Annotated in this window: 15 protein-coding genes; 4 read left to right on the top strand and 11 right to left on the bottom strand. The window is 72.6% G+C overall.

What is annotated here, in order from left to right:
- Positions 1–118: 118 nt before the first annotated feature.
- Positions 119–1,360, bottom strand: a complete 1,242-nt coding sequence (locus tag IO20_RS0119290; protein WP_030551572.1) for an exo-beta-N-acetylmuramidase NamZ family protein — start codon at positions 1,358–1,360, stop codon at positions 119–121.
- Positions 1,361–1,499: 139 nt separating this feature from the next.
- Between IO20_RS0119290 and IO20_RS0119285 the strand changes: the two genes are divergently transcribed.
- Positions 1,500–2,276 carry an SDR family oxidoreductase gene (locus tag IO20_RS0119285; RefSeq protein ID WP_030551574.1) on the top strand — a complete coding sequence of 259 codons (777 nt, stop codon included), beginning with the start codon at positions 1,500–1,502 and terminating at the stop codon, positions 2,274–2,276.
- Between the two features lie 83 nt (positions 2,277–2,359).
- Entirely contained in the window at positions 2,360–2,953 is a 594-nt protein-coding gene (locus IO20_RS0119280) for a TetR/AcrR family transcriptional regulator (RefSeq protein ID WP_030551576.1), read from the top strand.
- A gap of 60 nt (positions 2,954–3,013) precedes the next feature.
- Here IO20_RS0119280 and IO20_RS0119275 read toward each other — a convergent pair whose 3' ends face one another.
- Both IO20_RS0119275 and IO20_RS0119270 read right to left on the bottom strand, forming a co-directional pair.
- Positions 3,014–4,228 (bottom strand): acyl-CoA dehydrogenase family protein, encoded by a 1,215-nt coding sequence (locus tag IO20_RS0119275; protein WP_030551578.1) that lies wholly within the window; start codon positions 4,226–4,228, stop codon positions 3,014–3,016.
- 6 nt (positions 4,229–4,234) lie between these two features.
- On the bottom strand, positions 4,235–5,257 hold the full coding sequence (locus tag IO20_RS0119270; protein ID WP_030551579.1) for a phosphotransferase family protein: 1,023 nt from the start codon (positions 5,255–5,257) through the stop codon (positions 4,235–4,237).
- Between the two features lie 134 nt (positions 5,258–5,391).
- Here IO20_RS0119270 and IO20_RS0119265 point away from each other — a divergent pair, with 134 nt between their 5' ends.
- Positions 5,392–6,681, top strand: coding sequence for an enolase C-terminal domain-like protein (locus tag IO20_RS0119265; RefSeq protein ID WP_030551580.1), 1,290 nt, complete (start codon positions 5,392–5,394; stop codon positions 6,679–6,681).
- 3 nt (positions 6,682–6,684) lie between these two features.
- Here the strand turns inward: IO20_RS0119265 and IO20_RS0119260 are convergent, their stop codons facing one another.
- The 7 genes from IO20_RS0119260 to IO20_RS0119230 all read right to left on the bottom strand — a co-directional run bounded on the left by IO20_RS0119260 (position 6,685) and on the right by IO20_RS0119230 (position 10,805).
- Entirely contained in the window at positions 6,685–7,617 is a 933-nt protein-coding gene (locus IO20_RS0119260; RefSeq protein WP_030551582.1) for an MBL fold metallo-hydrolase, read from the bottom strand.
- A gap of 77 nt (positions 7,618–7,694) precedes the next feature.
- Positions 7,695–7,991, bottom strand: coding sequence for a hypothetical protein (locus IO20_RS0119255; RefSeq protein ID WP_030218178.1), 297 nt, complete (start codon positions 7,989–7,991; stop codon positions 7,695–7,697).
- 112 nt (positions 7,992–8,103) lie between these two features.
- Positions 8,104–8,412, bottom strand: coding sequence for a DUF202 domain-containing protein (locus IO20_RS0119250; RefSeq protein ID WP_030551584.1), 309 nt, complete (start codon positions 8,410–8,412; stop codon positions 8,104–8,106).
- Positions 8,409–8,804 carry a YidH family protein gene (locus tag IO20_RS0119245; protein WP_030551586.1) on the bottom strand — a complete coding sequence of 132 codons (396 nt, stop codon included), beginning with the start codon at positions 8,802–8,804 and terminating at the stop codon, positions 8,409–8,411. The genes IO20_RS0119250 and IO20_RS0119245 overlap by 4 nt, the downstream gene beginning before the upstream one ends.
- Positions 8,805–8,824: 20 nt before the next feature.
- Complete coding sequence (locus IO20_RS0119240) at positions 8,825–9,352, bottom strand: NUDIX hydrolase (protein ID WP_030551588.1); 528 nt, start codon at positions 9,350–9,352, stop codon at positions 8,825–8,827.
- Positions 9,353–9,387: 35 nt separating this feature from the next.
- Positions 9,388–10,152: a glucose 1-dehydrogenase gene (locus IO20_RS0119235; protein ID WP_030551590.1), complete on the bottom strand. Its 765-nt coding sequence runs from the start codon at positions 10,150–10,152 to the stop codon at positions 9,388–9,390.
- The gene (locus IO20_RS0119230) at positions 10,149–10,805 is read right to left on the bottom strand and encodes a TetR/AcrR family transcriptional regulator (protein ID WP_051874540.1); all 657 of its coding nucleotides are present in this window, start codon (positions 10,803–10,805) and stop codon (positions 10,149–10,151) included. Before IO20_RS0119230 ends, IO20_RS0119235 begins: the two co-directional genes overlap by 4 nt.
- A 93-nt stretch (positions 10,806–10,898) precedes the next feature.
- Here IO20_RS0119230 and IO20_RS0119225 point away from each other — a divergent pair, with 93 nt between their 5' ends.
- On the top strand, positions 10,899–12,554 hold the full coding sequence (locus tag IO20_RS0119225) for an FAD-binding dehydrogenase (protein ID WP_030551594.1): 1,656 nt from the start codon (positions 10,899–10,901) through the stop codon (positions 12,552–12,554).
- An 18-nt stretch (positions 12,555–12,572) separates the two neighbouring features.
- Here the strand turns inward: IO20_RS0119225 and IO20_RS0119220 are convergent, their stop codons facing one another.
- A complete protein-coding gene (locus IO20_RS0119220; RefSeq protein ID WP_030551596.1) occupies positions 12,573–13,010 on the bottom strand; it encodes an ASCH domain-containing protein in 438 nt (145 codons plus the stop codon).
- Positions 13,011–13,038 lie beyond the last annotated feature (28 nt).

Genomic DNA, 13,038 nt, shown 5'->3' with positions numbered 1-13,038 from the left:
GGCCCAGCCTGGTCGGCGGGACACCTCGTCGGACATCCCGCCCGCACCCTTCTCGACCGGGGGACAACCCCTCGCCGGCCGGGGGACACCCCCCGGTCGACACCGGGCGCGACCGCCTTCACCGGTACAGCAGATACCCCTCCCGAACCGCGCGGAACGCCGCCAGGTCCGACTGCCACGCCCCCACGACCTCGTCCACGCCCGCGCCCGCGTCGATCAGCGTCCGCACCCGGGTCGAGCCGGTCAGCTTGTCGATCCAGTGGTCCGCCCGCCAGGCGAAGCCGGACCACGAGCTCCGGGCGCTGACCAGGAGCCCGATCCCCGTCCGTACCGGGTCGAAGGAAACGCGGTCGTGGACGTGCACCTGCACCCCGCCCACGGTCTTCCCCTGGAACTTGGAGAAGGTCGGAGCGAAGTACGCCTCCCGGAAACGGACTCCGGGCAGGGCGAGCGCGTTCGCCGCCTCCGCCCACCGCCGGTCGATCCCCTCGGCGCCGAGGAGTTCGAAGGGGCGGGTGGTGCCCCGGCCCTCGGACAGGTTCGTCCCCTCGAAGAGGCAGGTGCCGGAGTAGACGAGCGCGGTCTCCGGCGTCGGCATGTTCGGGCTGGGCGGCACCCACGGCAGCCCGGTCGCGTCGAAGAACTCGCCGCGCCGCCAGCCCGTCATCCGTACCGTCTCCAGGGCCACCGGCCGGGTCAGGAACTCGCCGTTGAAGAGCCGGGCCAGCTCGGCCACGGTCATCCCGTGCGCCTGCGCGATCGGCTCGCGCCCGACGAAGGTGGCGAACGCCCGGTCCAGTACGGGGCCGAGCGCCGCCCGTCCGGTCACCGGGTTCGGCCGGTCCAGGACCACGAACCTCTTCCCGGCGAGCGCGGCGGCCACCATGCAGTCGTACAGCGTCCAGATGTAGGTGTAGAAGCGGGCGCCGACGTCCTGGATGTCGAAGACGACCGTGTCGACCCCGGAGGCGGTGAAGACGTCCGCGAGTGGCTGCCCGCTCTTCAGGTACGTGTCGTACACGGGTAGTCCGGTCGCCGGATCGTCGTACCGGCCCTCGGATCCGCCCGCCTGCGCGGTTCCCCGGAAACCGTGCTCGGGGCCGAAGACGGCGACCAGGTCCACCCGCTCGTCGGCGTGCATCGCGTCCACGACGTGCCCGGCGTCCCGGGTGATCCCGGTCGGGTTGGTGACGATGCCGACCCGCTCGCCGGCCAGAAGGGCGTACCCGTCGGCCGCGAGCCGCTCGAAGCCGGTCCGCACCCGGCCGTGACCGGGGGCGGCCGACGCGGTGGGCGCGGTGGCCGCCACCGCCCCGAGCGCGCCGCCGGCGGCCAGCAGACTCCGTCGCGACAGGCCCATGGAACCTCCTCGGGGTGACATGGGCACGCACGCTAGCGCTCCTGGCCGCTCCGGGGAACGAGGCGTGCGGAACGGGTCTTCCCCCACGGCATACCGACTGGTTAGTCTGTCCGCGTCGTCACAGCCGAGAGGTGGGTCCATGAACGCGGACAGGAACGAACTCCAGGGCGCCGGAGTCGTCGTCACCGGAGCGGGCGGCGGCATCGGCGCCGCCCTCGCCCGCAGGTTCGCCGCCGAGGGAGCCAGGGTGGTCGTGAACGACCTCGACCCCGTCCGCACCAAGGCCGTCGCCGAGGAGATCGGCGCCCTCGCCGTCCCCGGCGACGCCTCCGCCGTCGTCGACGAGGCCCGCGAGGCGCTCGGCGGCACGGTCGACGTATGGTGCGCCAACGCCGGCCTCTCCTCGCCCGGCGACGCCTTCGCCGACGAGGACGTCTGGGCCGCCGCCTGGGACGTCAACGTCATGGCCCACGTCCGCGCGGCCCGCGCCCTCCTCCCGGAGTGGCTGGAGCGCGGCAGCGGCCGGTTCGTCTCCACCGTCTCCGCCGCCGGACTGCTCACCATGATCGGCGCGGCGCCGTACAGCGTCTCCAAGCACGGCGCGTACGCCTTCGCCGAGTGGCTCTCCCTGACCTACCGGCACCGTGGTCTCAAGGTCCACGCCATCTGCCCGCAGGGCGTCCGTACGGACATGCTCACCGCCGCGGGATCGGCCGGCGACCTCGTCCTCGCGCCCACCGCCATCGAGCCCGAGGACGTCGCCGACGCCCTCCTCGACGCCATCGCCGCCGACCGCTTCCTCGTCCTCCCGCACCCCGAGGTCGCCGGCTACTACCGCAATCGGGCCACGGACCCCGAGCGCTGGCTGACCACCATGAACCACGTCCAGCAGGCCTGGGAGACCGGCACCCGTTAACGGGTGCCACGATCGGTGGGAAGATCTACAGGCGGAAACACGTTCCGCTGACCGAAAACGACCACCAAGGAAGGCGGCGGAGCATGGCCAGGACGACGGACGGGAGCGGCGCACCCGTCCCCCAGAGGCTCCTCGCCGCCGCCACCCGGCTCTTCGCGGAACAGGGCTACGACCGCACCTCCGTGCAGGAGATCGTCGAGGCCGCCGGGGTCACCAAGGGCGCCCTGTACCACTACTTCGGCTCGAAGGAGGACCTCCTCCAGGAGGTCTACGCCCGCGTCCTGCGCCTCCAGCAGGAACGGCTCGACGCCTACGCGGGCGCCGACGCGCCCATCGAGGACCGGCTGCGCGACGCGGCGGCCGACGTCGTCGTCACCACCATCGAGAACCTCGACGACGCGGCCATCTTCTTCCGCTCCATGCACCACCTCAGCCCGGAGAAGAACAAGCAGGTCAGGTCCGAGCGGCGCCGCTACCACGAGCGCTTCCGCGCCCTGATCGAGGAGGGCCAGCGGTCCGGGGTGTTCTCCTCGGCGACACCCGCCGACCTGGTCGTCGACTACCACTTCGGCTCGGTGCACCACCTCTCCACCTGGTACCGCCCGGACGGCCCGCTCACCCCCGAACAGGTCGCGGGACACCTCGCCGACCTGCTGCTCCGGGCCCTGCGCCCCTGACGGACGCCCACACGGAAGGGGCCCACGACCGACCGGTCGTGGGCCCCTTCCGTCGTACGGCTACAGGTACTTCTTCAGCTCCCGCCGCGCCAGCGACCGCTGGTGCACCTCGTCCGGCCCGTCCGCGAGCTTCAGCGTCCGCGCCGACGCCCACAGTTCGGCCAGCGGGAAGTCCTGCGAGACCCCGCCCGCCCCGTGTGCCTGCACCGCCTTGTCGATGATCTCGACGACCGCGCGCGGGGTCGCGATCTTGATGGCCTGGATCTCCGTGTGCGCACCCCGGTTGCCGACGGTGTCCATGAGCCAGGCCGTCTTGAGGACGAGGAGCCGCAGCTGCTCGATCGTCACCCGTGCGTCCGCGATCCAGTTCTGCACGACGCCCTGCTGGGCGAGCGTCTTGCCGAAGGCGGTACGGGAGACCGCGCGGCGGCAGGTCAGCTCGACGGCCCGCTCGGCCATGCCGATGAGCCGCATGCAGTGGTGGATGCGGCCGGGGCCGAGCCGGGCCTGCGCGATGGCGAAGCCGCCGCCCTCCTCGCCGATCAGGTTCGAGGCCGGGACGCGGACCCCGTCGAAGACCACCTCGGCATGGCCGCCGTGGGAGTGGTCCTCGTACCCGTACACCTGCATCGCGCGCCGCACCTCGACGCCGGGGGTGTCGCGCGGCACGAGGATCATCGACTGCTGGCGGCGGATGTCCGCGCCGTCGGGGTCGGTCTTGCCCATCACGATGAAGATCTTGCAGTCGGGGTTCATCGCCCCGGAGATGTACCACTTGCGGCCGTCGACGACGTACGAGTCGCCGTCCCGCCGGATCCGGGTCTCGATGTTGGTCGCGTCGGAGGAGGCGACCTCGGGCTCGGTCATCGCGAACGCCGAGCGGATCTCACCGGCGAGCAGCGGCTCCAGCCACTGCTTCCTCTGCGCCTCGTCCCCGAACTGGGCCAGCACCTCCATGTTGCCGGTGTCGGGCGCAGCGCAGTTGAGGGCGGTCGGCGCCAGGTGCGGGCTGCGGCCGGTGATCTCGGCGAGCGGCGCGTACTGGAGGTTGGTGAGGCCCGCCCCGTACTCGGCGTCGGGAAGGAAGAGGTTCCACAGGCCCTGCCGCTTGGCCTCGGCCTTCAGCTCCCCGACGACCGCGGGGGTGTCCCAGGGCGAGGCGAGCAGCGCGCGCTGCTCCTCGGCGACTGCCTCGGCCGGGTAGACGCGCTCGTCCATGAAGGCGAGCAGCTTCGTCCGCAGCTCCTCGGTGCGCGCGTCGAATGAGAAGTCCATGGTGGGTCAGCCCTCCTGAAGGGTGGTCAGGCCGTGCTCGATGAAGACGGGGACGAGTTCGCCGATGCGGTCGAAGCCCGCGCCGACGGTCTGCCCGAGGGTCCAGCGGTAGTGGATGCCCTCCAGGATCACGGCGAGCTTGAACCAGGCGAAGGCGGTGTACCAGGCGAGGGCCGAGGTGTCGCGGCCCGAGCGGGCCGCGTAGCGCTCGGCCAGTTCGGCGGGGCTCGGGTGACCGGGGGCCGTGGCGGTGGTGGAGACGGGGGAGTCCGGCAGGCCGAGCGGCGTGCTGTACATGACGAGCAGGCCGAGGTCGGTGAGCGGGTCGCCGAGCGTCGACATCTCCCAGTCGAGGACGGCCCTGATGCGGTCGTCGCCGTCGACGAGGACGTTGTCGAGCCGGTAGTCGCCGTGGATCACCGTGGGCGGGGGCGAGACCGGCAGGGAGCGGCCGAGGGCGGCGTGCAGCTCGTCGATCCCGGCGAGGTCACGGCCGCGCGAGGCGTCGAGCTGTTTGCCCCAGCGGCGCAGCTGCCGGTCGAGGAAGCCCTCGGGGCGCCCGAAGTCGCCGAGCCCGACGGCCTCCGGGTCGACGGCGTGCAGGTCGACGAGGGTGTCGACCAGGCCGAGGACGGCGGCGCGGGTGCGGTCGGGGCCGAGCGGGGCGAGCTCCGCGGCCGAGCGGTACGGCGTGCCCTCGACGAACTCCATGACGTAGAAGGGCGCTCCGAGGACGGACTCGTCCTCGCAGAGCAGCAGCGTCTCGGGGACGGGCACGTCCGTGCCGTGCAGGGCGCTGATGACGCGGTGCTCGCGCCGCATGTCGTGGGCGGTGGCGAGGACGTGGCCGAGCGGGGGCCGGCGGACGACCCAGCGGCCGGTGCCGTCGGTCACGACGTACGTCAGGTTCGACCGGCCGCCTTCGATCAGCCGGGCTTCGAGGGGGCCGGACACCAGGCCGGGGCGCTCGCGGTCGAGGTGGCGGCGCAGCTGCTCGGGGTCGAGGCCTGGCGGCGGGGCGGAACTCATACGTGCGTACCTCCGGATCGGCTTCGGTCGGCGTTCATGATGACCGACCAGTCGGTATGTCGTCCAGAGGGGCGGCCGGAAAGTACGTTCCGCACTCTGGCTGACGGTCGCCGGGCTGAATAGAGTTCACAAGCATGGATGCGAAGCTGATCGTCGACGAAGTCCGGATCACCCCGATCCTCATCTCCGACCCGCCCCTCCTCAACGTCCAGGGCGTCCACCAGCCCGCCACTCCACGGCTCGTGGTGGAGGTCGTCACCAGGGGAGGAGTGAGCGGCCTCGGGGAGACCTACGGCGACGGCGTCTACCTGGACATCGCCCGGCCCCTTGCCGAGGCCCTCCCCGGCCGCTCGGTCGCGGACGTGAACGGCCTCTTCGCGCTCGCCGACACCGCCGGTCCCGCCTCTCCCGCCCTTCCCGCCGACGAGGGCGTCGACGCGGGCGGCCTGCGCGGCGTCCGCACCGCCGACAAGCTCCGCCTCTCCGTCGTCTCCGCCTTCGAGACCGCCTGCCTCGACGCCCTCGGCAAGACCCTCGGCCTGCCCGTCCACGCCCTGCTCGGCGGCAAGGTCCGCGACACGGTCGAGTACAGCGCCTACCTCTTCTACCGCTGGGCCGCCCACCCCGGCACCGACGCCCCGACGGACGACTGGGGCCCGGCCCTCGACCCCGCGGGCATCGTCGCCCAGGCCCGCCGCTTCGACCGCCTGTACGGCTTCCGCTCCTTCAAGCTCAAGGGCGGCGTCCTCCCGCCCGAGCAGGAGGGCGCCGCCGTCCGCGCCCTCGCCGAGGCGTTCCCCGGCCGGCCCCTGCGGCTCGACCCCAACGGCGCCTGGTCGGTGGAGACCTCGCTCGCCGTCGCCCGCGAACTGGGCGACGTGCTCGAATACCTGGAGGACCCGGCGAGCGGCACCGGCGCCATGGCCGAGATCGCCGCCCGCACCGACGTGCCGCTGGCCACCAACATGTGCGTGACCACCTTCGAGGAGGTGCCCGAGGCCTTCGCGAAGGGCGCGGTACGGATCGTGCTCTGCGACCACCACTACTGGGGCGGACTGCACCGCACCCGTGAACTCGCCGCGCTCTGCCGGACGTACGGCGTCGGGCTCTCCATGCACTCCAACACCCACCTGGGCATCAGCCTCGCCGCCATGACCCAGGTCGCCGCGACCCTCCCCGAACTCCACCACGCCTGCGACACCCACTACCCCTGGCAGACCGAGGACGTCGTCACCACCCGGCCCGTCTTCCGGGACGGGCGGCTCGCCGTCACCGACACCCCCGGCCTCGGCGTCGACCTCGACCGCGCCGCGCTCGCCGCCCTGCACCGCCGCTGGCTCGACGACGACGGCACCCTGCGGGACCGCGACGACGCGGCGGCGATGAGGCGCGCGGACCCGAAATGGCGCCCGCAGACGTGGTAGCGGCTACGCGTGGCAGGCCACCGGCACCCCGCCGTTCATCGCCGCCATGTCGCCGAAGACCGTCACCGCGTCGAGCGGCGACCCCTCCGGAAGGCCCGCCAGTTCCGCGTACGCCCGGTGCAGGTTCGCCACCAGACGCTCGCTCTCCCGCCACGCGCCGAACTCGCCGAGGTCCGCCGTCCGCGCCGTCTCCAGCGGCGTCGCCCCCTTCGCGTACCCCTCCGCCGCCAGCTCCCGCACCCAGCGCAGATACCGCTCCGTCGCGTCGTACGCCGCGGGGTCGGTCACCCGCCCGTGCCCCGGCACGACCGTCGGCGCGTCGAGCGAGCGCAGCAGGGCGAGGGCGCGCAGCGACCCGGCGAGCGAACCCATCGGCAGGAACGGCGTCCCGCCGTGGAAGACCAGGTCACCGGTGAAGACCACGCCCTGCTCGGGGAGGTGCACGATCGAGTCGCCCGTGGTGTGCGCGGTGCCCGGGTGGATCACCCGCACCTCGATGTCCCCGACGTACAGCGTCAGCCGCTCCCGGTAGGTGACGGACGGCGGCCGGATGTCGACCGTCCCGAAGTCGGTGCGCGGCCACAGCAGATGGAGCTGGTGCCCGGCCGCGAGCTGCTCGCTCCGGCAGTTCTCGTGCCCCACGATCCGCGCCTCCGGCAGGAACACCCCGTTGCCGTAGGTGTGGTCGCCGTGGTGGTGGGTGGAGACGACGGTCCCGGGCAGCGGAAGACCCCGGGCGAGGACCGCGTCCCGCAGCAGCCGGGCGCGCCGCTCGGTGGCGGCGGTGTCGACGAGCAGCGACTCGCGGGCGTCGCCGAGGAAGCCGGCGTTGTTCAGGCACCAGCCGCCGTCGGGCTGGACGAAGGCGTGGACGCCGGGCGCGAGCGCGACCACATAGGGATCGGTGGCGGACGCGTCGGGATCGGTGACGGACAAAGGGATTCCCCCGGTGGAGAGCGGCCGGACAGGCGCAGCCTGTCAGCCGGTCGGGTTCCGGGGGAAGGCGACACGGCTCAGTGGTCGTCCCAGTGGCCGTCGTGGGCCGCGTGCCGGTGTCCGTCGTGGACGTAGTCGACGTGGTTCCCGTGGCTCACGGCCTGGTGCCCGCACTCCGGCCCGTGCTGGTGGGTGTGGGCGTCGTGGGAGACGTGGCCGGACTTCTCGCACTCGTCCCAGTGCCCGGAGTGCTCGCGGTGCAGATGCCCGTCGTGCGCGTAGTCGACGTGGTCCTCGTGGGTCACCGCCGCGTGGCCGCAGTCCGGGCCGTGCGCGTGGGCGTGCGTGGGGTGCTCATGGTGGAGAACGGTCATGACATCGCCTCTGTGAGGGGTCGGCTGACGCACCCAGGCTAGCCGCGAACGCCCCTCTCGTCCTGGTTCGCCACTTCTGTCCGCTCCGTCGCTCCGGCACCGGCATCCCCGGTCACCAGATCATCGCCGCCCCGCAGACGGCGAGCGCGATCGTGCACACCGCCGCGAGCAGCGCGCCCCGGTACGAGAGGGGGTGCGGCCTGGCCGCGTCCAGGGCTCGGATGCGCCGGTGGGCGACGGCGAGGAACGCCACCCACACCAGGGCCGACAGGGCGAGCCCGGTCAGACCGGCCGCCGTGATGTCGTCGTGCACGGCCACCTTGACGGCGAGCACCGCCACCACCGTGCAGGACAGGGTCGTACGACGCCACGCGAGCCGGGTCCGCTCCGGCTGGAGTCCCGGATCGCGGACCTCGGTCACCGCCCGGCCCAGCCGAAGACGACGACCACCACCATCGCGAGCGCCACCACGGCCACCGCGAGGCTCAGTACCGCAGGGAACCGGGAGACGGGCAGGTCCTCGCCGCGCCGCATGGCCCGCTCGCAGCGCACCCAGTGGTTCACCGCGCGCAGGGCGCACAGCACGCCGGCCGCGAGCAGGGCGAGCGCGAGCCCGACGCGCACGCCCCAGCGCAGGTCCGGCAGGAACTGGTCGACGGCGAACCCGCCGCCGACGAGCGCGAGCGCGGTCCGGATCCAGGCGAGGAATGTCCGCTCGTTGGCCAGGGAGAACCGGTAGTCGGGGGTCTCGCCCTCGTCCTTGATCCGCCCGGGCGCGAACCACAGCCGCAGACTCTGCACGAAATCGCTCACATGCGCACCTTAGGGCCTGTCTAGACGGTGCCCCGCCGATCACGCCGGGCCCGCAGCAGTTCGTACGCGGCGAGCCCGTCCGGCACCCACTCCCACTCGTCCAGCCGGCCGGCCAGCTCCTCGTCGGTGAGGAAACCGTGCCAGGCGACCTCCTCGACCTGCGGGCGGACCGGCAGTTCGCAGCGGACCTCGTAGACGGCGGACCACCAGCGCGCGACGCCCTCGGGGGAGCGGTACAGGAACCTGAAGAGCGGCGTCGGCCGCGGCAGGCCCGAGACGCCGAGTTCCTCCTCGGCCTCGCGCAGCGCCGCCTCGTCGTAACTCTCGCCCGCCCCGACGACCCCGCCGACGAACATGTCGTACAGAGAAGGGAAGACCAGCTTCGTCGGGGTGCGGCGATGCACGAAGACGCGCCCTCCGGCGTCCCTGACCAGGACGAAGGCGCAACGGTGGATCAGGCCCCCCGCGTACGTCTCGCCGCGCGGGGCCTGGCCGATCACCTCGTCGTTCTCGTCGACGATGTCGAGGATCTCCTCAGCGGGGTTCATGGCCCCATGAAATCACCGGCGTACGACACTCCCGCTCACTGCCCCATGACGTACTTGACCGTCGGCCCGGTGGTCCAGCCGCCGTCGACCGCCAGCTCCGCGCCGGTCACGTACGAGGCCGCGTCCGAGAGCAGGAAGACGACCGCGCCCGCGATCTCGTCGGCCTCGCCGACCCGGCCCATCGGCGTGTTCGGGTACTTGCCCTCGCCGCGCTCGATGCCGACGGAGGCCGTCATCGGGGTGTACGTCATGCCCGGGTGGACGGAGTTGACGCGGATCCCCGCCGTGCCGAGCTCCACCGCGCCGATCTTCGTCAGGCCGCGCACGCCCCACTTGGAGGCACCGTAGCCTGCGGTCAGCGCCAGGCCCATCAGGCCGGCGGCCGAGGAGATGTTGACGATCGAGCCGCCGCCCGCCTCCCGCATCGCCGGGATCGCGGCCTTCATGCCGATGAAGACGCCGGTCAGGTTGATGTCGAGGACCTTGCGGAAGTGCTCGACGGACTCCGTCTCCAGGAAGGCGCCGGTGGAGATGCCCGCGTTGTTCACCAGGCCGTGCAGCCCGCCGAACTCCGTCACCGCGTAGGCGACGGCCGCCGCCCACTCCTCCTCGGAGGTCACGTCGTGGTGGAGGAAGCGGGCCCGCTCGCCGAGCGCGTCGGCGGTGGCCTTGCCGTCCTCGTCGAGGACGTCGGTGACGACGACGTTCGCGCCGGCGGCGACCGCCTGCCGGGCCGCCTCGGCGCCCAGGCCCCGGGCGCCGCCCGTGATGAGGACGGTCTTGCCGGTGAGGTCGTTCATGAGGGGTCCTTGCGTTGTTGGTGGGTCGCCCGCTCCGGCTGCGCGGCACGCAGCAGGGCGGTGGTGGTCTCGATCAGATCGGCGAGGAAGAGCGCCTCACCGGTGAGGGGTTCGGCGCCGTCGAGGTACTGCCTGGCCCGGTCCGCCATCGCCGCGCCGACCACGGTCAGCGCCAGGTCGAGGCGTTCGAGGAGCAGGGGCTCGGGCAGTCCGGCGGCGGCCAGCCGGTCCGCGATCCGCTCGATCAGCCGCCAGTAGCCGGTGCCCGCGAGCGTGGGGTGGGGAGTGCCGGTGCGGACCCCGCTCTCGTGGCTGAGCTGGGCGGAGATCCGCAGGCAGCGGCGGCCCCGGTCGGTGCGCAGCTCGCTCGCCTCCGCCGTGACGAGGGCCGCGACCAGGGCGCGCAGCTCGTCGGGGGCGGCCGCGAGCAGCGGGGCGAGCACGCTCTCCGTCCGGGCCTGCCGACCGGCCATCACCGCGTCGAGCAGGCCGCCGCGCGAGCCGAAGTGGTACTGCACGGCGGAGGGATTGGCCTGACCCGCGCGGGTCACGACGTCGCGCAGCTGGGCGCCGTGCACGCCCTGAGCGGCGAAGAGCTCCTCCGCGGCTCGGATCAGTCTGTCCCGGGTCTCGGGTCCCGATGTCCTGGCCATGCGTTCATGTTAATGCTCGACATTAAAAAGTGGGAGGGGCTGGGGGCAGCCAAACGGTTGACTCGATACATCCGTGTATCCAAGATGCGGTCCATGTCCTACGACGCTGATGTCATCGTGATCGGGGCCGGCCTCGCCGGCCTCGTCGCCACCGCCGAGCTGGTCGACGCCGGCCGCACCGTGATCCTCCTCGACCAGGAACCCGAACAGTCCCTGGGCGGCCAGGCCCACTGGTCCTTCGGCGGCCTCTTCCTCGTCGACTCGCCCGAGCAGCGCAGGATGCGCGTCAAGGACAGCCACGCCCTCGCCCTCCAGGACTGGTACGGCACCGCCGGCTTCGACAGGACCGAGGACCACTGGCCCAGGAAGTGGGCCGAGGCGTACGTCGACTTCGCCGCCGGCGAGAAGCGCTCCTGGCTCCACGCGCGCGGGGTGCGCTTCTTCCCCGTCGTCGGCTGGGCCGAGCGCGGCGGCTACGACGCCAACGGCCACGGCAACTCCGTCCCCCGCTTCCACATCACCTGGGGCACGGGCCCCGGCCTCGTCGCCCCCTTCGAGCGCAAGGTCCGCGAGGGCGTCGCCCGCGGCCTCGTCCGGCTCCGCTTCCGCCACCGGGTCACCGCCCTCGGGCGTACCGCCGGAGCCGTCGACACCGTCACCGGCGAGATCCTCGAACCCTCCACCGCCGCCCGCGGCACCGCCAGCACCCGCACGTCCACCGGCACCTTCGAACTGCGCGCCCAGGCCGTGATCGTCACCTCCGGCGGCATCGGCGGCAACCACGACCTCGTCCGCGCGCAGTGGCCCGAGCGCCTCGGCACCCCGCCCGCCCGGATGCTCTCCGGCGTGCCCGCCCACGTCGACGGCCTGATGCTCGGCGTCGCCGAGAAGGCCGGCGCCCGCCACATCAACCGCGACCGGATGTGGCACTACACCGAGGGCATCGAGAACTGGAACCCCATCTGGGCCCGGCACGGCATCCGCATCCTGCCCGGACCGTCCTCGCTCTGGTTCGACGCGACCGGCAGGCGCCTGCCCGTCCCGCTCTTCCCCGGCTTCGACACCCTGGGCACCCTCGAACACATCATGCGGACCGGCCACGACCACACCTGGTTCGTCCTCGACAAGCGGATCATCGGCAAGGAGTTCGCGCTCTCCGGCTCCGAACAGAACCCCGACCTCACCGGCAAGTCGATCCGCGACGTCCTCGGCCGCGCCCGCGCCGACGTGCCGGGCCCCGTCCAGGCGTTCATGGACAAGGGCGTCGACTTCGTCGTCGAGAACGACCTCTCCGCCCTCGTCCGCGGCATGAACCGGATCACCGGCGAGGACCTGATCGACGAGACGGCCCTGCGCCGCGAGATCACCGCCCGCGACCGTGAGATCGCCAACCCCTTCACCAAGGACCTCCAGGTCACGGCGATCCGCGGCGCCCGCAAGTACCTGGGCGACAAGCTCATTCGCACGGCGACCCCGCACCGGATCCTGGACCCCGAGGCGGGCCCGCTGATCGCCGTACGCCTCAACATCCTCACCCGCAAGTCCCTCGGTGGCCTGGAGACCGACCTCGACTCCCGGGTCCTGACGGAGGGCGGCGAACCGCTCGCGGGCGTGTACGCGGCGGGCGAGGCGGCCGGCTTCGGCGGCGGAGGCGTCCACGGCTACCGCTCCCTCGAAGGCACCTTCCTCGGCGGCTGCATCTTCTCGGGCCGCGCGGCGGGCCGGGCGGCGGCGAAGGCGGTCGGCTGAGGTCGGGGGGAAGTACGGTCAGCTGACGTCGGGGGACAGCGTCTCCACCACCCGGAACCGCTCCACCACCAGCATCGTCCCGTCGTCCACCACGAACCCCGGGTCCCCGAGCGCCTCCCGCATCTCCTCGCCGTGCCAGAAGCGCTCGTGGGCCTCGCGCCAGTCCGCGACAGACAGGAAGCCCTCGCCCTCGTCGAGGGCGAGCCGGAGGTCCGCCTCGCCCAGGGGCAGCACGCGGACCTCCGTGATCTCCACGACCGCCACCTCGCGGCCGTCCGAGTCGATGAGCGCCGAGCGCTCGCCCGCCTCCGGCAGATCCTCCTTCTCGATCTCGTACTCCACGAGGAGCCCGGTCGTGGCCGTCTTCTCGCCGGAGAGGACGGCGGCGACGAGCCGGTCGCGGAGCGGGCCGGGGAAGGCGAGGAGGAAGGGCTTGAGCGCGTGAGGGCCGGTCATGGCCGACAGTCTGTCAGCCACGACCGGC

The sequence above is a fragment of the Streptomyces exfoliatus genome (genome assembly GCF_000725545.1).
Taxonomy (GTDB): domain Bacteria; phylum Actinomycetota; class Actinomycetes; order Streptomycetales; family Streptomycetaceae; genus Streptomyces; species Streptomyces exfoliatus.
The sequence above is the reverse complement of the archived record's forward strand: the minus strand, read 5'-3'. Positions and strand labels throughout refer to the sequence as shown.